We start from the raw sequence: 16,642 nt of genomic DNA, 5'->3' as shown, positions 1-16,642 counted from the left end.
CACTCTTTCACGATCCTCAGCCATGAACTCTGCCATCACCCCGCCGCCCGCCAAAAAACACCGCAACCTCGCGCAAGGCGTGGTCGCATACGTGAACGAACAAACCCGGCAAGGCACGCTCAAGGTCGGCGACAAGCTGCCGACCGAATCGGCGTTCATGGAATTGCTGGGCGTGAGCCGTACCGTGGTCCGCGAGGCGATTTCGCACCTGCAGGCAGCGGGGCTGGTGGAAACCCGGCACGGCATCGGCACCTTCGTGTGCGCGCCGCCGCGTACCGGCGTGGTGCTGGGCCTCGATCCGGCGACCGTGGTCACGGTGCACGACCTGCTGGCCATACTCGAACTGCGCATCAGCATCGAGACCGAGGCGGCCGGCCTGGCCAGCAGCCGACGCACGCCGGAGCAACTGGCCGAACTGCGCGCGGCGCTCGATACTTTTATTGCCACCGCCCGCGCGGGACAGGAAACGGTGGCAGCCGACATCCGCTTCCACATGCTGATCGCCCAGTACTCGGGCAACCGCTATTTCCACGACATCCTCGACCACCTGGGCACGAACCTGATACCGCGCGCGCGCATCGACCCGGTGCGTCTGACCGAGGACGACCCGGTACGCTACCTGGCGCGCATGGCCAACGAGCATGAAGACATCTATCACGCGATTGCGCGCGGCGAGCCGGAAACGGCGCGCGCGGCGATGCGCACGCACCTCAGTAACAGCCGTGAGCGGCTGCGCCAGGTGCACGAGCGGCACCAGGCGCAGCAGAAAACCGAGAGCGCCTGACAAAACTTCCAGAGCAAGGCGCAGCGCCGAAGAGAGTACGCAAGTACGGCGAGGCGCTGCAACGCCGCTATGGAGGTTTTTCAGGCGCTGTCACTCTTCGAAAATCGCGACGGCGCGCGTCCACCCTGCCGACGCGGCCCGTATCTTGTGCGGAAAGCAGCTGATGGTAAATCCGGTCGGCGGCAGCGCCTCGAGGTTGTGCAACTTCTCCAGGTGACAGTAGCCGATGTCACGCCCGGCCTTGTGCCCCTCCCAGATCAAGTCGACGTTGCCGGTTTCGGCGATTTTTTTCGCCGTGTAGCTGAACGGGGCATCCCAGCTCCAGGCGTCGGTGCCGGTCAGGCGCACGCCGCGCTCGAGCAGGTACATGGTCGCTTCATAGCCCATGCCGCAGCCGCAGTTGACGTAGTCGCTCTGGCCATAACGCTCGCCGGCGCGGGTGTTGATCACCACGATCTCCAGCGGCTGCAAGATGTGGCCGATGCGCTTCAACTCCGCATCCACTTCGGCAGCAGTGACCACGTGGCCATCGGGCAGGTGGCGAAAATCGAGTTTCACGCCGGGCTGGAAGCACCATTCCAGCGGCACTTCGTCGATCGTGATCGAGCGCTCCGCCTCGCCCAGCTTGCGGTTCATGGTCGAATGAAAATGGTAGGGCGCATCGAGGTGGGTGCCGCTGTGGGTGGTCAGACGCACCCACTCGGCGGCGGCGGCTTCACCATCGGGAAAGTCGGACGGCTTGGTGCCCGGCAGCAGGTGCATGAATTCGCCGACCGTTTCGGCGTGTTTCTGGTACTCGATCTTTGGCGCCAGCATGGGCGGGTCGGACAGAACTTCGTTTTCCAGGTAGATCGACAAATCGACAAATCGGCGTGACATGGCAGGTCCTTTCAGGGTCTCGTGCCGCCATGCTAAGCGCCGCTGCGCCGGCTGACCAATCACTTCGTTCAATGCTCACCATCGACGGTATCGATACCGGAATCCATGCGCAGCACCGCCTGCTGCAGCAGGCCGCGCAGCCATAGCAGACCCGGGTCCTGTGTGCGATATTTATGCCACTGCATCGACTGCGCCAAGTGCTTCATCGGCAGCGGCATCGGCAGCGTGGTCACCGGCAGGCCGCGTTTGACTTCGTTCGCCAGCCGGCGGTGCACGGTGGCGATGCGGTCGGTACCCACCACCAGGTAAGGCGCCGCCAGGAAGCTGAACGTGGTCACTTCCACGCGGCGCTTGATGCCGGTGCTCTCCATGAACAGGTATTCGATGGTGCGGTCCATGCCTGGCGGCTGCATTACCACGTGGCCTGCGCCCTCGTAATCGGCCAGTGTCATCTCCCCTGCCTGCGCATAGCGGCTGCCATTCCACACCACGGTGCAGAACTCTTCATCGAACAGGTGCTCGGTCGGATGCTCGGACGAGCAGAAGTCCTGCGGGATCACCAGCAGGTCGGCGTCGCCGTGTTCGAGCGTGCGTTGCGGCTGGCGGGTTTGCGGCAGCAGGTGAAAGCGCACGCTGTCCGACTGCTCGCGCGCCAGCACCAGCAGGTGCGGGATCAGTACTGCCATCGAAAAGTCGGAGACGAAAATACGGAACTCGCGGTCCGATTGCGCGGGATCGAAATGCGGCGTGGCGGTAATCGTCGTATTCACCCGCACCAGCACATCGCGCACCGCTTCGCGCAGCACCTCGGCGCGCGGTGTGAGCTCCATCTGCCGCCCCACCTGCACCAGTAAATCATCGTCGAAGTATTCGCGCAATCGCGCCAGCGAGCTGCTGAGCGCCGATTGGCTCATGTGCAACTGCTCCGCCGCGCGGCTCACGCTGCGCAGCGTGAACATGGCGTCGAGCGCCACCAGCAGGTTGAGGTCGAGCTTGTTGTAGCGCACCGCGTCTCCTTCGCACCTATGTATCGACGGCGTCGATATGCTGAATGCATACAATCAATTTTACACATATGCACTCCGGAGGCAAACTGAATCCACCACATAAAAACATCAACGGAGACACCATGAACCAACCACTGGCAGCCGCCGCGCGGCCGGCATTCCTGCGCCTTGGCCTGCTCGCTGCAGCCACCCTGGGCGCGCTCGAAGGCCGCGCTGCCGACCTCGAAATCGCCAACCCCGACTGGTCCGTCCGCTTCGACAACACCGTCAAAATCGGCGCCATGTACCGCCTGCGCGACGCCAATCCGCTGCTGGCCGACAGCACCCGGCAACTGGTGCCGGGCGTGCCGGCGTCGGCGTTTCCACAGGCGCTCAACTTCAACGCCGGCGACGACAACTTCCGCAACAAGGGCTGGGTCTCGAAGCGCATCGACCTGCTGAGCGAATTCGACGCCGTGTACCGCAAGGACTTCGGCATGCGCATCAGCGCCGCCGGCTGGTACGACCAGGCCTATGACGGCAGAACCGACGCCACCGACACCGCCAACGGCCAGTCGCCCTACAACGCTGTTCCGGACGCCACGCGCAAGCTTGCCGGCCGCAAGGCCGAACTGCTCGACGCATTCGTCTTCGGCAGCTGGGAACCGCTGGACGGTCACCAGTTGAATCTGCGCCTGGGCCAGCACGCGCTGGTGTACGGCGAAACGCTGTTCTTCGGCGATAACGGCATCGCCCGCGCCCAGGGTCCGACCGACGTGATGAAGCTGCAATCGTCGCCCAACGCCCAGTTCAAGGAAATCATCCGCCCGGTGCCGCAGGTCTCCGGCCAGCTGCGCCTGAGCCCCGCATTGACCTTGGGTGCTTACTACCAGTTCCGCTGGGAGGCCGACCGCATGGCGCCGGCCGGCAGCTACTTCAACACGTCCAACAATATCTGGGGCGGCTCCACGCTGCCGGAAATCGTCAGCGGCAGCATGCTGGTGCCGGGTGCCGACCAGAAGCCGTCAGACCACGGCCAGTTCGGCGCCCAGCTCAAATGGCGGCTCGACGAAACCGACATCGGTTTCTACGCCGCGCGCTACCACGACAAGTCGGGGCAGTTCTACTCGCAGCTCAACGTCACCAGCGCGGCCCCAGGCAGCTGGTACTACATCTTCCCCGACGCGATCACTACCTGGGGTGCCAGCGCCACCCACGCCATCGGCAATACCAGCTTTGCGCTGGAGGCTTCGGTGCGCAACAACATGCCACTGACGAACCAGAACGTGGTGTACCCGAATGTGCAGCCGCAGCCGGGGTTTGCCACCGGCCGCACCGCCCACGTCAACCTGTCGTGGCTCAGCTCCCTGGGGCCGAACTGGCTGGCGCGCGAATCGTCGTTCATCGGCGAACTGGCATGGAACCGCGCACTGTCGCAGAACGATCCGAATCACACCCTTGATGGTCTGCGCACGCGCGACGCCAGCGCCCTGCAAATGATCTACACGCCCACCTATCGGCAAGCCTTGCCGGGCCTGGACCTGAGCGTGCCAATCGGCGTGCGCTATGCGCTAGATGGCTATTCGTCGGTGACCGGCCTCGGTTGGGGCGCCAAGCACACCGGCACCGCCACGTTGGGCGTCGACGGCACGTACCAGGGTGTATGGCAGTTCTCGGTCAGCTACAACCAATACCTGGGCAAGGCCGAACCGTTCGTCAACTACCGCCCATTGCAGACCAACGGCGCGCCGGTCTACACCAGCGGCAACGCCCTGGCCGACCGCGACTACCTTGCGCTGTCGCTGCGCCGCACCTTCTAAAAACATCAAGGAGACACCATGAAAACCACGACGACAACCCTGGCCGTACTGGCCGCCATGCTGGGCACCCCGGCCTACGCCGCCACCGCCGAGGAGGCGGCCAAGCTGAAGACCGAACTGACGCCGCTGGGCGCCGAAAAAGCCGGCAACAAGGATGGCTCGATTCCTGCCTGGACCGGCGGCTACACCACGCCGATCGCCGGCGACAAGGCCGGTGGCCGCCGTGGCGATCCGTTCAAGGACGAAAAGCCGCTATACGTGGTGACCGGTAAAAACGCCGACCAGTACGCGGCCATGCTCACCGACGGCACCAAGGCCCTGCTCAGAAAATACCCCGACTACCGGCTCGACGTGTACACCACCCACCGTACCGCCGCTGCGCCGCAGTGGGTGTATGACAACACATTCAAGAACGCCACCCGGGCCAAGCTGACGGCCGACGTCACCAGCGGCGCCTACGGCGGCATCCCGTTCCCTATCCCGAAGTCCGGCGCGGAAGTGATGTGGAACCACGTGCTGCGCTGGCGCGGCAGCTCGTGGCAAGTGCCACTGAGCCAATACCAGCTTACCGCCGACGGCAAGGCGGTGCTGACCACGTCCGGCATCGCCGACCAGCAGATGCCCTACTACTTCCAGGACGGCACGCTCGAGCAGTTCGCCAAATCCAACGAGCAGTGGCTGATCCGCCTGATCAACACCGGGCCGCCGATCCGCGCCGGCGAAGCCATCGTGGGGCGCAACAGTATCGACGCCAGCAAAGACCAGGCGTGGGTGTACCTGACCGGCCAGCGCCGCGTGCGCAAGCTGCCCAACCCGTGCTGCGACACCCCTACCCCGGCCACCGCCGGCGTGATGAGCTTTGACGAACTCTCCACCTGGACCGGCCGCACCGACCGCTTCGACTGGAAGATCATCGGCAAGCAGGAAATGCTGATCCCCTACAACGGCAACAAGCTGCTGCAACCGAAGTCCGACACCGAGGTGCTGGGCAAGGCCTACCTCAATCCCGACTTCGTGCGCTGGGAGAAGCACCGCGTGTGGGTAGTGGAAGCCGCTCTGCGCGCCGGCCAGCGCCACCAGGCGCCGAAGAGCCGCTACTACTGCGACGAAGACACCTGGAACTGCGTGCTGGGCGACCGTTGGGACGCCAACGGCCAGCTGTGGAAAACCCTGTGGTCGCAGACCTTTGTGGCGCCCGACCTGCCGGGCACCGTGATCGGCGCGTTCGGCTTCACCGACCTGATCTCCGGTACCGCGTTCGTGGGTGACCTGTTCAACTCCAAGCCGTCGCAATACGCGCTGAAGCCACGCTACCAGGACAGCGTGTTCACGCCGGATGCCATGGCTGGCGAGGGTGCGCGCTGATGTTGCTGCATTCTTCCCTGCGACCGGGCGTGCGGGCGTTGCGCGCTGCGGTGATGGCAGTTGCATTGGCGGCGGTGCTGCCGGCCGTGGCGGCGCCGAGCATCACCGACTGCGCGGCAGCGCGGGCCGCGCAGTCGGTGATGCTCGGCGCCGCCACGGCCGGCAAGCGCCTGGTCGCCGTGGGCGAGCGCGGCGTGGTGCTGCTCAGTGACGACCAGGGCAAGACCTGGAACCAGGCTGCGGTGCCGACAAGCGTCACGCTCACCGCCGTGCGCTTTACCGACGACCAGCATGGCGTGGCGGTCGGCCATGCCGGCGTGATCCTCGTCACCGCCGATGGCGGCGCCACGTGGCAGCGCGTGCTCGATGGCGAACGCATCGCCACCCTGGCGCTGGCTGCCGCCCGCAGCAACGGCAACGAAGCCGCCATCCGCGACGCCGAGCGGTTGGTGGCCGATGGCGCCGACAAGCCGCTGCTCGATGTCTGCCTGCTCGGCGGTGGGCGCATGCTGGCCGTGGGCGCCTACGGCTTGGCCCTGGCCAGCGCCGACCGCGGGCGCACCTGGTCGTCGTGGATGGACCGCCTCGACAACCCCAAGGGCATGCACCTCAATACCGTGCGCCAGCGTGGCGACACCATACTGGTTGGCGGCGAACGCGGGCTGGCGCTGTTCTCGCGCGATGGCGGCGCCACATTCAAGCGCCTGCCGATGCCCTACCAGGGCAGCTTCTTCAGCGCCGAACTGCCGGCGGCCGACACGCTGGTGCTGGCTGGCCTGCGCGGCAATGTCTGGCGCTCGACAGATAACGGCACGACCTGGGCACAACTGGCCGCGCCGCTGCCGGTGACGATCACCGCGTCCGCCACCCGCGCCGACGGCTCGCTGCTGTTCGCCAACCAGGCCGGCATGCTGCTCACCGCGCGCGACAACGCCCTGGTGCCGCTGGCGGCATCACACGCGCCGCTGCCGCCACTGAACGGCGTGCTCGATCTGAATAATGGCACGCTGCTCACGCTCGGCGTGCAGGGCGTGGCCATGGTGCCGGCGCTGGCCGTGGCAGCAAGGAGCGCACCATGAACATGGTGGAAAACCTCGAACAATTCGACCGCGCCTCCGGTTCCGCCGTCGAGCGCTTGCTGTTCAACCACCGGCTGCTGGTGATGCTGGTCTGCGCCCTGGTGACGGTATTCCTGGGCTGGCAAACCAGCCGGCTGGAGATCAATGCCAGCTTCGAAAAAACCATCCCGACCAACCATCCGTTCATCCAGAACTACCTGGCCCACCAGGCCGAATTGACGGGCCTCGGCAATGCCGTGCGCATCGGCGTGGACAACCCGCGCGGCAGCATTTACGACCCCGCCTACCTGGAAACACTGCGCAAGCTGAGCGAGGAAGTATTCCTGCTGCCGGGCGTGGCCCGCAACCAGATGAAGTCCCTGTGGACGCCGTCCACCCGCTGGGTGGGCGTCACCGAAGACGGCCTCGAAGGCGGCCCGGTGATCCCGGACGGCTACGACGGCAGCGCCACCAGCCTGGCGCAGCTGCGCGCCAACATCGCCCGCTCCGGCGAGATCGGCCAGCTGGTCGCCTTCAACGGCAGCTCCAGCGTAATCTACGTGCCGCTGCTGGTCAGGGATAGCGACGGCAAGGCGCTCGACTACGGCGCCTTTGCCCAGCGCCTGGAAGCGCTGCGCACCAAGTACGAACAGCAAGGCGTGCGCCTGCACATCACCGGTTTCGCCAAGCTGGTGGGCGACCTGATCGCCGGCGTGCGCGCGGTGCTGCTGTTCTTTGCCATCGCGGTGGCGATTGCCACGGCAATGGTGTACTGGTACACCCGCTGCGCGCGCTCCACGGCGCTGGTGGTGCTAGCGTCGCTGGTGGCGGTGCTGTGGCAACTGGGCATGCTGCCCATGCTCGGCTATGCGCTCGATCCGTACTCGATCCTGGTGCCATTTTTGGTATTCGCCATCGGCATGAGCCACGGTGCCCAGAAGATGAACGGCATCATGCAGGACGTCGGACGCGGCATGCACAAGCTAGTGGCGGCGCGCTTTACGTTCCGGCGCCTGTTCCTGGCCGGGCTGACCGCGCTGCTGGCCGACGCCGTGGGCTTTGCCGTGCTCTCGACCATCGACATCGCCGTCATCCGCGAACTGGCGGTGGCCGCCTCGCTGGGCGTGGGCATGCTGATCGTGACCAACCTGATCCTGCTGCCCATCCTGCTCAGCTATACCGGCGTGAGCGCCAACGCGGCCGAACGCAGCCTGCGCACCGAAGCGGCCGACGCCTCCGGCCAGGTGCGCCACCCGCTGTGGGCCCTGCTCGACCGCTTTACGTACCGGCCCTGGGCCATCGGCGCGATCGTGGTGGCGCTGGCGCTGGCCGCTGCCGGCTATGCGCTGAGCAGCCAGCTCAAGATCGGCGACCTCGATCCCGGCGCCCCCGAACTGCGCGCCGACAGCCGCTATAACCGTGACGTGGCCGCTCTCTCGGCAGCTTACGGCGCCTCGAGCGACGTGCTGGCGGTGATGGTCAAGACACCGGACGGCCAGTGCGCCCAGTACGACACCCTCAACAAGATCGACGCGCTGGAATGGCAGCTGCGCCAGATCGACGGCGTGGACAGCACCAACAGCCTGGCGCTGCTCAACCGCCGCGTGCTGGCGGGGCTGAACGAGGGCAATCCGAAATGGTACGAGTTCCTGCCCAACCAGGACATGCTCAATACCGTCACCGCCGGCGCTCCGCGCGGCCTGTACAACGACAGTTGCGGCCTGCTCACCGTGTACGCCTACCTGCGCGACCACAAGGCCGACACGCTCTCCCGCGTGGTCACGCACATCGAAGCCTTTGCCGCTGCCAACAACAACAGGGACGTGCAGTTCCTGCTGGCGGCCGGCTCGGCGGGCATCGAGGCGGCCACCAACATCGTGGTGCAGGACGCGTGGCGTCGCATGCTGCTGCTGGTGTATGCGGCCGTAATCGTGCTGTGCTTCGTCACTTTCCGCTCGTGGCGCGCGGTGCTGGTCGCAGTACTGCCGCTGATGCTCACGTCGGTCCTGGCCGAGGCATTGATGGTGGTCTTCGGCATGGGCGTCAAGGTGGCCACGCTGCCGGTGATCGCGCTCGGTGTAGGCATCGGTGTCGATTACGCGCTCTACATCCTGAGCATCACGCTGGCGCAGCTGCGCCAGGGCGCCAGCCTGTCCACCGCCTATTACCGCGCCCTGCTCTTCACCGGCAAGGTGGTGATGCTCACCGGCGTCACACTGGCCATCGGCGTCATCACGTGGGTGGCCAGTCCGATCAAGTTCCAGGCCGACATGGGCCTGCTGCTGGGCTTCATGTTCCTCTGGAATATGCTCGGCGCCCTGATCCTGGTGCCGGCCCTGGCGCACTTCCTGCTCAAGCCGGCCGCAGTGCCAAACGTTCAACCAATTTCAACCTGAGGAGCTTCAATGTTTCGCTACTTCCCCACCAATTATGTCTGGGACCTTTCGATCAACCTCGCCATTGAAATGGGCGCCCGCATGGGCGAAATCGAGGAGATGTGCGCACCGCTGCGCGAGGCCGCCAGCCAGCCCGACGCCGCCGGTTCGCAGGCATTTCGCGCCACCTGGGTGCGCATGGCCGACAAGCTGTGCGACCTGGCGCGCGAAGACGAGGCGCGCGGCCGCCTGATCTCGGCCGGCGACAAGTACGGTCGCGCCGCCACCTATTACCTCACCGCTGAACGCCTGCAGGCGCATGGTTCCGAAGGCCGCATGGCCCTCTACCAGCGCTTCCTCGATGTTTTCGCCAGGGGCATTGCGCTGACCGGCGAGAACTGCGAGCGGGTGGAAATTCCGTATCAAGGCGGCGTGCTGTCGGCATTGTACGTGCGCGCCGATAACGTGGCGGGGCCGGCGCCGTTGCTGGTGCAGGTCAACGGCCTCGATTCGACCAAGGAGATGAAATACCGCGTTGGCCTGCCGCGCTGGCTGGCGCAGCGCGGCGTATCGTCGCTGATCGTCGACCAGCCGGGCACCGGCGAAGCACTGCGCCTGCACGGCCTGACCGCCGTCTACGACAGCGAGCGCTGGGCCAGCAAGGTGGTGGACTGGCTCGAGACCCGTGCCGATGTCGATCCAAAGCGCATCGGCATGGAAGGCGTTTCGCTGGGTGGCTACTACTGCCCGCGCGCAGTGGCCTTCGAGCCGCGCTTTGCCTGCGGCGTGGTGTGGGGCGCCAACCACGACTGGCGCGACGTGCAAAAGAAGCGCCTGCAAAAGGAAGGCAGCTTCCCGGTACCGCACTACTGGGAACACGTGCGTTGGGTATGGGGCGCCAAAGACATGGACGACTTCATGCGCATCGCCGAACACGTCCACCTGGACGGCGTGCTCGGCCGCATCCGCGTGCCGTTCCTGGTCACGCACGGCAGCAAGGACAGCCAGATTCCGGTGCACTGGGCCCAGCGCACCTACGACCAGCTGGTCAACAGCCCCCGGCGGGAACTGAAAATTTTCACCGAACGCGAAGGCGGCGTCCAACACTCGAGCTTTGACAACTCCGCCAACGCCGGTGCCTACATCGCCGACTGGGTAGCAGAAGCCCTCGGCGGCCATGTCGCCATTCAACCAACCAGGAAGCAATCATGAATATCATCGGACCCGATGCTCTTATCTTCGGCGTGGACGACGTCAACGCCTGCGCCCAGTACCTGACCGACTACGGCCTGACACCGTTGGACGTAACCGCCGCCGGCGGCCGCTTCGAGGCACTCGACGGCACCGCCGTCGTTATCGCCCACCAGGACGACCCGGCGCTGCCGGCGCCCCTGCCCACCCGCACCATGCTGCGCAAGACCGTCTACGGCGTGGGCGATGCAGCCACGCTCGACGCCATCGCTGCGGAACTGGGCAAGGACCGCGAAGTACGTCGGCTGGCCGACGGCTCGCTAGAAGCGCGCGACGACCTGGGTTTCGTGCTCGGCTTCCAGATGACCGTGCGTCGCCCGTTTGAACTGGCAGCAGAAGCAGTCAACGCGCCCGGTGCGCCGGCCCAGCGCGCACCGAACGTGGTGGCGGTGAATGAAGACGCGGTGATCGTGCCGCGCACCCTGTCGCACGTGGTGTACTTCGTGCCCGACATCGCCAGGGCCGAGGCGTTCTATGTCGAGCGGCTGGGCTTCCGCTGCACCGACCGCCTCGGGGGCGCCGGGCCGTTCCTGCAACCGGCCGGCACGCTCGACCACCACACCCTGTTCATGATCCAGACCCCGCCGTTCATGCAGGGCGTGGAGCACTTCACCTTCCACCTGGGCGGCCCGACCGAGTTGATGCAGGCAGGTACCCGTTTCGTCAACAAGGGCTACCAGTCGTTCTGGGGCCCCGGCCGCCACAAGATGGGGTCCAACTGGTTCTGGTATTTCAACAGCCCATTGGGCTGCCACGTCGAGTACGACGCCGACATGGACCTGCACGACACCACCTGGCGCGCGCGCGACGTGCCGATGAGCGCTGACGCTTCGCAGCTGTTCCTGTTCCAGCAGCGCGACAAGTGGGCGCCCGCCGGTGGCCCGCCGCCCGGCGCCGGCAAACCAGGCTAGGAGGCGCAATGCAGGCGACCGACATCGTGCTGTGCCACCTGGACGACCTGCCCGATGGCGAGGCGCGCGGCTTCGACCCGGAAGGGTCGGGCCAGGACAGCATCCTGGTGGTGCGCCAGGGCGCGCGCCTGCACGGCTACCGCGACCTGTGCCCGCACTACGGCGACACGCCGATGGCGTGGCGCCGCCACGCATACCTGAACGCCGAGGGCACCTACATCGTCTGCGCGGCGCATGGCGCGCTGTTCGAGATCGATGGCGGCGCCTGCGTGCGAGGTCCCTGCCTGGGTCAGGCACTGACGCCGGTCAAGCTGGCGGTAGACGCCAGCGGCGCAGTGCATCTGACCGCTGAACAGCACCACCCAAAACAAGACTAAGCACTCAACGGAGACACACATGACATCACCAGCAAAAAAAATCCTGATTATCGGCGGCGGCTTTTCCGGCATGTCCGCTGCCATCCAGCTGCGCAAGCTGGACGTGGAAGTGGAAGTGGCCGAGATCGATCCGGGCTGGCGCTCGTACGGCGCCGGCATCAGCCTGGGCGGCGCCACGCTGCGCGCATTCAGAACGCTCGGCATCCTCGACCAGTTCCTCGAACAGGGCTCGGCAGCGGACGGCGTGGACATGCACCTGCCGCACGGCCAGCTGCTTGCCACGTTGCCCACGCCGCGCATCGCTGGCGAAGACGTGCCCGGTGGTGGCGCCATCATGCGCCCGGTGCTGGCGAAAATCCTGGCCGAAGCGACGGTTGCCAGCGGTGCCAAGGTGCGCCTCGGCTGCACCTTCAGCAGCCTGCGCGAGCACGCCGAGGGCGTGGCAGTGAGCTTTACCGACGGCACGGCGGGCGACTACGACCTGGTGATCGGCGCCGACGGCCTGTATTCCAAGGTGCGCGAGATGCTGATGCCGGAGGCGCCCAGGCCGCGCTACAGCGGCCAGTGCGTGTGGCGCGCGGTGTTGCCACGCCCGCCCGAACTGGCGCGCGCCACCATGTGGGTGGGACCGAAGGTCAAGACCGGCGTCAACCCGGTCTCGCGCGACCTGATGTATTTGTTCGTCACCGAAGACCGCGCCGACAACGTGCAGATCGATCCGGCGCGCTTTCCCGCCATGCTGGCCGACCTGCTGGCCCCTTTCGCCGCACCGCTGATGCAGCAATGCCGCGCACAGCTGCTGGAACCGGGCGCCGACGTGCAGATCGTCTATCGTCCGCTCGAAGCGCTCTTGATCCCGCAGCCGTGGCATCGCGGCCGCGTGGTGCTGATCGGCGACACCGTGCACGCCACCACGCCGCACATGGCCTCTGGCGCCTGCATCGGCATCGAGGACGCCATCGTGCTGGCCGACGAACTCGATGGCGCGGCCACCATCGAAGAGGCGCTGGCGGGATTCGAGGCGCGGCGCTGGGAGCGCTGCCGCATGGTGGTGGAAAACTCCCGCCGCCTGGGAGAGATCGAGATCACCGGTGGCGACAAGGCCGAGCATTCGAGCATCATGCACGCCACCCACATGGCCCTTGCAGCGCCGATCTGACAGGAGCGGTCATGAATACTCACAATGAACGCGCCGAGCGCTGGCCTGGCCGCATCGCGCTGATGGTGGCGCACTGCGCCGGCATGGTCGACCTGGTGGCGCTGCCGGTCTGGGTTGGCGCCCTGATAGCCGGCTACGGCCTCGATCCGCAGCGTGCCGGTGCACTGGCCACGCTGTTTCTCCTGGGTGCCGTGATCAGCAGCATGGTCTGCGCACCGCGCTTTCCCCGGCTGCGCACCGGCATGGTTGCCGTAGCCGGCTTCACCGTGGCGGCGCTGGCATTTTTCGGCGTGTCGCTCACCACCGACTACGCCGTGATGGCCGTGCTGCACGCGGTGGCCGGGGCGGCTGCCGGCGCCGCGCTCAGTATGACCCACGGCACCATCGGCCGCTGCCGCAGCCCGCACCGCATGTTCGCCATGGCGGGCATGGCGCTGGGCGTGTTCGCCATCGTGTTCCTGGGCCTGATGCCGGGCCTGATCGCCAGCCTGGGTGGCCCGGTACTGTTCCGCGTATTTGCCGGCGTGATGCTGGTGGCAGCAGTGGTGGCGGCGCTGGCCTTCCCGTCGGCGCTGGTGGAAAAAACCGTGCGCGCGCTGGCAGCGGCGCCGATTGCGCCGGCCGTGTGGTTCGCGGGTTTCGGCATCGGCTGCATGGGACTGGTGCAGGCGATGATGTTCAGTTTCCTCGAACGCATCGGCGCCGACCGCGGCTTTGCGCCGGGCGCGGTGACCGGCGTGCTGATCGCGCTGGGCTTCGTCAACCTGTTGCCGGCGCCGCTGGCGGCCCTGCTGGAACGGCGCTGGCCAGCCCACCTGGTGGTGCTGGGCGGCCCGGTGGTGCAGGCTGCCCTGGCGCTGACGATTGCCACCAGCAGCGGCTACGCGGCCTATGCGTTTGCCGGCGCCCTGTTCGCGGCGGTGATGATTTTTACGCATACCTTTGCCTTCGGCCTGGTGGCGCAACTCGATACGGGCGGGCGGGCGCTGTCGGCCACGCCGGCCATGCTGATGATGGGCGCGGCCATCGGCCCGGTACTGGGCGGCACGCTGGTCAAGAGCGCCGGCTACGGTGCGCTGGGCGCGGCCGCCGTGGCCATCGGCTGCGTGGCCGTGTTCTGCTTTGCCCGTGCCGGCCGCCGCCCTGCGGCCGTGCTGTCCTGACCAAGGAGGAATGATCATGTCCCTGCCTCCCATCCACCGCGTGGTCACCGGCCACGACGCCGACGGCAAAGCCGTCGTCACGAGCGCCGGTGCGCTGCCCACCGTGGTCGAACTGACCGCCATCCCCGGCACCGTCTTCCACGAAGTGTGGAATACCAGCGTGACGCCGGCGCCGGCCGACAACGGCGCCGATCCTACCCTCGGCCCGCTGGTGCTGCCGCCGCCGGCCAACGGCACCCGGATGCGCTTTGTCGATATCCCGCCCGACACCGCCGACTTCCTGGCCCACGGCGCCGCACGCATGCACGGCGCCTTTACCCAGGCCGGAGACGCTGGCGCCTCCACGGTTGCCGCCCACTCGCCGCATCCGCTGATGCACCGCACCGAGTCGGTCGACTACGGCGTGGTGATCGACGGCGAGATGACGCTGGTGCTCGACGATTCCGAAGTACGGCTGCTGCCCGGCAGCGTGGTGATCCAGCGCGGCACCAACCACGCCTGGGCCAATCGCTCGCAGCGCCCGTGCCGCATGCTGTTCGTGCTGATCGACGCCGCCTACGACCCGGCGCTTGCCACCGCGCTGGCGCAGCGCTGAACCCTATTCGAGAGAAACCATGAAATTCGCCACCCTGCAAGATCATACCCTCGACGGCCGGCTACTGATCGTCTCGCGTGACCTGACCTGCTGCGTGGAAGCCGGCGTGCTGGCCCCTACCCTGCTCTACGCCGTGCAGCATTGGGAAGAGCTGGAAGCGGGCCTGCGCCGCTGCTACGACGCCCTGAACGCCGGCCAGCTTGCCAGCCAACCGTTCGATCCGCGCCGCTGCGCCGCGCCGCTGCCACGCAGCCCGCAGTGGTGCGACGGCTCGGCCTTCCTCAACCACGCCAACCTGATGGAAAAGGCGTTTGGCACGGCGCCCATTCCCGACCTGGCCACCATCCCGTTGATGTACCAGGGCGCCAGCGACGACTTCCTCGGCCCCCACGACGACGTGCCCCTGCCCAGCGAGGCGGACGGCATCGACTTCGAGGGCGAATTCGGCGTGATCGTCGCCAACGTGCCGATGGGCGTGGACGCGGACCGCGCGCTCGATTGCGTGCGCCTGGTGGTGCAGCTGAACGATTGGAGCCTGCGTGCCATGGGCCCGCGTGAAATGCGCACCGGCTTCGGCTTCCTGCAAGCCAAGCCTTCGACCAGCTTTGCACCTGTGGCCGTCACGCCCGATGAACTGGGCAGCGGCTGGTCCGATGGCCGCGTACACCTGCAATTGGAGGTGACCTGGAACGAGGCGCCGTTCGGCCAGCCCAACGGCGGCGAAATGAGCTTCGGTTTCGGCGACCTGATCGCCCACGCGGCGCGCACGCGGCGCCTGCGCGCTGGCGCCATCATCGGCACCGGCACCGTCTCCAATGCCAGCCGCGCGGCCGGTTCGGCCTGCATTGCCGAGCGGCGCGTGATCGAGGTGATCGACCATGGCGCGCCGCGCACCGGCTTCATGCGCTTCGGTGACCGGGTACGCATGGAGGCACGCTGGCCAGGCGCCGGTGCCGGTCCGTTCGGGATCATCGAGCAGACCGTGGTGTGCGCGCAGGCACCAGCATGAGTGACAAGGTATTGCATACGGTGGTCACCGGCGCCAATGGCTTTGTCGGCCGCGCGCTGGTGCGGCGCCTGCTCGGTGACGGGGCATCGCCATCGCAGCAGCTGACGTTGATCGACCAGCGCTTCGACGCCACACCCGCCGCAGCCAATGTTCGCCGGGTATGCGGCTCGTTTGGCGGTACAGCGCTGCTGGACCAGGTGCTGGCCGTGCCGGCCGACCGCGTATTCCACCTCGCCAGCGTGCCCGGCGCCCTGGCCGAGCGCGAACCGGCGCTAGGCCACGAGGTAAACCTGCTGGCCACGCTGGCCCTGGCCGACCGGCTGGTGCAGCAGGCACGCCAGGGCGGCCCCGTGGCGCGGCTGGTGTTTGCCAGTTCGGTGGCGGTGTACGGGCCGCTGGGGAGCGGTGCCGTCCACGAAGACCAGCCGGCGCAACCGGCACTGACCTACGGCGCCCACAAGCTGATGACCGAAATCGCGCTGGCCGACGCCAGCCGGCGCGGCGAACTCGATGCCGTCAGCCTGCGCCTGCCTGGCATCGTCGCCCGCCCGGCCACCGAATCGGGCCACGGCTCGGCGTTCATGAGCCTGGTCATGCACCGGATCGCTGCCGGCGAACCATATGTGTGCCCGGTACCGGTTGACGCTACCGCGTGGTGGATGTCACTGCCATGCTGCGTGGACAACCTGCTGCACGCAGCCACCATGCCCACCGCGGCCGCATCATCGTCGCGTACCTGGCAACTGCCGGTACTGCATCTGGGCATGGCGCAGGTGCTGGCTGCGCTGGCGCGGCGCTACGGGGACGAGCGCAAGGCGCTGGTCTCGCACGTGGAGGATGCCACCCTCACTGCGCTGTTCGGCCGCTACCCGCCGCTGCACACGCCCGCTGCGCTGGCTGCCGGCTTCCG

At 66.9% G+C, this 16,642-nt stretch carries 15 protein-coding genes; 13 read left to right on the top strand and 2 right to left on the bottom strand.

Annotated features, from left to right (window positions below; all coding sequences use genetic code 11):
* Window positions 1-22 precede the first annotated feature (22 nt).
* A complete protein-coding gene (locus tag DUPY_RS10770; protein ID WP_070247881.1) occupies window positions 23-784 on the top strand; it encodes a FadR/GntR family transcriptional regulator in 762 nt (253 codons plus the stop codon).
* 90 nt (window positions 785-874) lie between these two features.
* Here DUPY_RS10770 and DUPY_RS10765 read toward each other — a convergent pair whose 3' ends face one another.
* Window positions 875-1,663: a cyclase family protein gene (locus DUPY_RS10765; RefSeq protein WP_070247879.1), complete on the bottom strand. Its 789-nt coding sequence runs from the start codon at window positions 1,661-1,663 to the stop codon at window positions 875-877.
* A 68-nt stretch (window positions 1,664-1,731) separates the two neighbouring features.
* Complete coding sequence (locus DUPY_RS10760; RefSeq protein WP_070247877.1) at window positions 1,732-2,670, bottom strand: LysR family transcriptional regulator; 939 nt, start codon at window positions 2,668-2,670, stop codon at window positions 1,732-1,734.
* A 122-nt stretch (window positions 2,671-2,792) separates the two neighbouring features.
* Here DUPY_RS10760 and DUPY_RS10755 point away from each other — a divergent pair, with 122 nt between their 5' ends.
* From DUPY_RS10755 to DUPY_RS10700, 12 genes are all read left to right on the top strand, one after another.
* Window positions 2,793-4,469 (top strand): DUF1302 domain-containing protein, encoded by a 1,677-nt coding sequence (locus DUPY_RS10755; RefSeq protein ID WP_070247875.1) that lies wholly within the window; start codon window positions 2,793-2,795, stop codon window positions 4,467-4,469.
* 18 nt (window positions 4,470-4,487) lie between these two features.
* Window positions 4,488-5,834, top strand: coding sequence for a DUF1329 domain-containing protein (locus DUPY_RS10750; RefSeq protein WP_070247873.1), 1,347 nt, complete (start codon window positions 4,488-4,490; stop codon window positions 5,832-5,834).
* Complete coding sequence (locus DUPY_RS10745; protein ID WP_070247871.1) at window positions 5,834-6,913, top strand: WD40/YVTN/BNR-like repeat-containing protein; 1,080 nt, start codon at window positions 5,834-5,836, stop codon at window positions 6,911-6,913. The genes DUPY_RS10750 and DUPY_RS10745 overlap by 1 nt, the downstream gene beginning before the upstream one ends.
* Entirely contained in the window at window positions 6,910-9,288 is a 2,379-nt protein-coding gene (locus DUPY_RS10740) for an efflux RND transporter permease subunit (protein WP_070247869.1), read from the top strand. Before DUPY_RS10745 ends, DUPY_RS10740 begins: the two co-directional genes overlap by 4 nt.
* A gap of 9 nt (window positions 9,289-9,297) precedes the next feature.
* Window positions 9,298-10,479 (top strand): alpha/beta hydrolase family protein, encoded by a 1,182-nt coding sequence (locus DUPY_RS10735; protein ID WP_070247866.1) that lies wholly within the window; start codon window positions 9,298-9,300, stop codon window positions 10,477-10,479.
* Window positions 10,476-11,429, top strand: a complete 954-nt coding sequence (locus DUPY_RS10730) for a VOC family protein (protein ID WP_070247864.1) — start codon at window positions 10,476-10,478, stop codon at window positions 11,427-11,429. The genes DUPY_RS10735 and DUPY_RS10730 overlap by 4 nt, the downstream gene beginning before the upstream one ends.
* An 8-nt stretch (window positions 11,430-11,437) precedes the next feature.
* The gene (locus tag DUPY_RS10725; RefSeq protein ID WP_070247862.1) at window positions 11,438-11,806 is read left to right on the top strand and encodes a Rieske (2Fe-2S) protein; all 369 of its coding nucleotides are present in this window, start codon (window positions 11,438-11,440) and stop codon (window positions 11,804-11,806) included.
* A gap of 19 nt (window positions 11,807-11,825) precedes the next feature.
* Window positions 11,826-12,965: an FAD-dependent oxidoreductase gene (locus DUPY_RS10720; RefSeq protein ID WP_070247860.1), complete on the top strand. Its 1,140-nt coding sequence runs from the start codon at window positions 11,826-11,828 to the stop codon at window positions 12,963-12,965.
* A gap of 11 nt (window positions 12,966-12,976) precedes the next feature.
* Window positions 12,977-14,128 (top strand): MFS transporter, encoded by a 1,152-nt coding sequence (locus DUPY_RS10715; protein WP_070247858.1) that lies wholly within the window; start codon window positions 12,977-12,979, stop codon window positions 14,126-14,128.
* 16 nt (window positions 14,129-14,144) lie between these two features.
* Complete coding sequence (locus tag DUPY_RS10710) at window positions 14,145-14,723, top strand: cupin domain-containing protein (protein WP_070247901.1); 579 nt, start codon at window positions 14,145-14,147, stop codon at window positions 14,721-14,723.
* Window positions 14,724-14,742: 19 nt separating this feature from the next.
* Window positions 14,743-15,732: a fumarylacetoacetate hydrolase family protein gene (locus DUPY_RS10705; RefSeq protein ID WP_070247856.1), complete on the top strand. Its 990-nt coding sequence runs from the start codon at window positions 14,743-14,745 to the stop codon at window positions 15,730-15,732.
* Window positions 15,729-16,642, top strand: a 914-nt coding sequence (locus DUPY_RS10700) for an NAD-dependent epimerase/dehydratase family protein (protein WP_070247854.1), incomplete at its 3' end; no start/stop codon positions are given. The genes DUPY_RS10705 and DUPY_RS10700, both read left to right, overlap by 4 nt.

Origin of the sequence: Duganella phyllosphaerae, from assembly GCF_001758785.1 — a bacterium.
GTDB classification, from domain to species: domain Bacteria; phylum Pseudomonadota; class Gammaproteobacteria; order Burkholderiales; family Burkholderiaceae_D; genus Rugamonas; species Rugamonas phyllosphaerae.
Note: the sequence above shows the minus strand (reverse complement) of the source record. Positions and strands in the feature narration are given on the sequence as shown.

Excerpts from the sequence above, each read along its gene's own strand:
- DUPY_RS10770 (WP_070247881.1), top strand. The coding sequence starts at position 23 with ATGAACTCTGCCATCACCCCGCCGCCCGCCAAAAAACACCGCAACCTC.
- DUPY_RS10765 (WP_070247879.1), bottom strand. The coding sequence starts at position 1,663 with ATGTCACGCCGATTTGTCGATTTGTCGATCTACCTGGAAAACGAAGTT.
- DUPY_RS10755 (WP_070247875.1), top strand. The coding sequence starts at position 2,793 with ATGAACCAACCACTGGCAGCCGCCGCGCGGCCGGCATTCCTGCGCCTT.
- DUPY_RS10750 (WP_070247873.1), top strand. The coding sequence starts at position 4,488 with ATGAAAACCACGACGACAACCCTGGCCGTACTGGCCGCCATGCTGGGC.
- DUPY_RS10745 (WP_070247871.1), top strand. The coding sequence starts at position 5,834 with ATGTTGCTGCATTCTTCCCTGCGACCGGGCGTGCGGGCGTTGCGCGCT.
- DUPY_RS10740 (WP_070247869.1), top strand. The coding sequence starts at position 6,910 with ATGAACATGGTGGAAAACCTCGAACAATTCGACCGCGCCTCCGGTTCC.
- DUPY_RS10735 (WP_070247866.1), top strand. The coding sequence starts at position 9,298 with ATGTTTCGCTACTTCCCCACCAATTATGTCTGGGACCTTTCGATCAAC.
- DUPY_RS10730 (WP_070247864.1), top strand. The coding sequence starts at position 10,476 with ATGAATATCATCGGACCCGATGCTCTTATCTTCGGCGTGGACGACGTC.
- DUPY_RS10725 (WP_070247862.1), top strand. The coding sequence starts at position 11,438 with ATGCAGGCGACCGACATCGTGCTGTGCCACCTGGACGACCTGCCCGAT.
- DUPY_RS10720 (WP_070247860.1), top strand. The coding sequence starts at position 11,826 with ATGACATCACCAGCAAAAAAAATCCTGATTATCGGCGGCGGCTTTTCC.
- DUPY_RS10715 (WP_070247858.1), top strand. The coding sequence starts at position 12,977 with ATGAATACTCACAATGAACGCGCCGAGCGCTGGCCTGGCCGCATCGCG.
- DUPY_RS10710 (WP_070247901.1), top strand. The coding sequence starts at position 14,145 with ATGTCCCTGCCTCCCATCCACCGCGTGGTCACCGGCCACGACGCCGAC.
- DUPY_RS10705 (WP_070247856.1), top strand. The coding sequence starts at position 14,743 with ATGAAATTCGCCACCCTGCAAGATCATACCCTCGACGGCCGGCTACTG.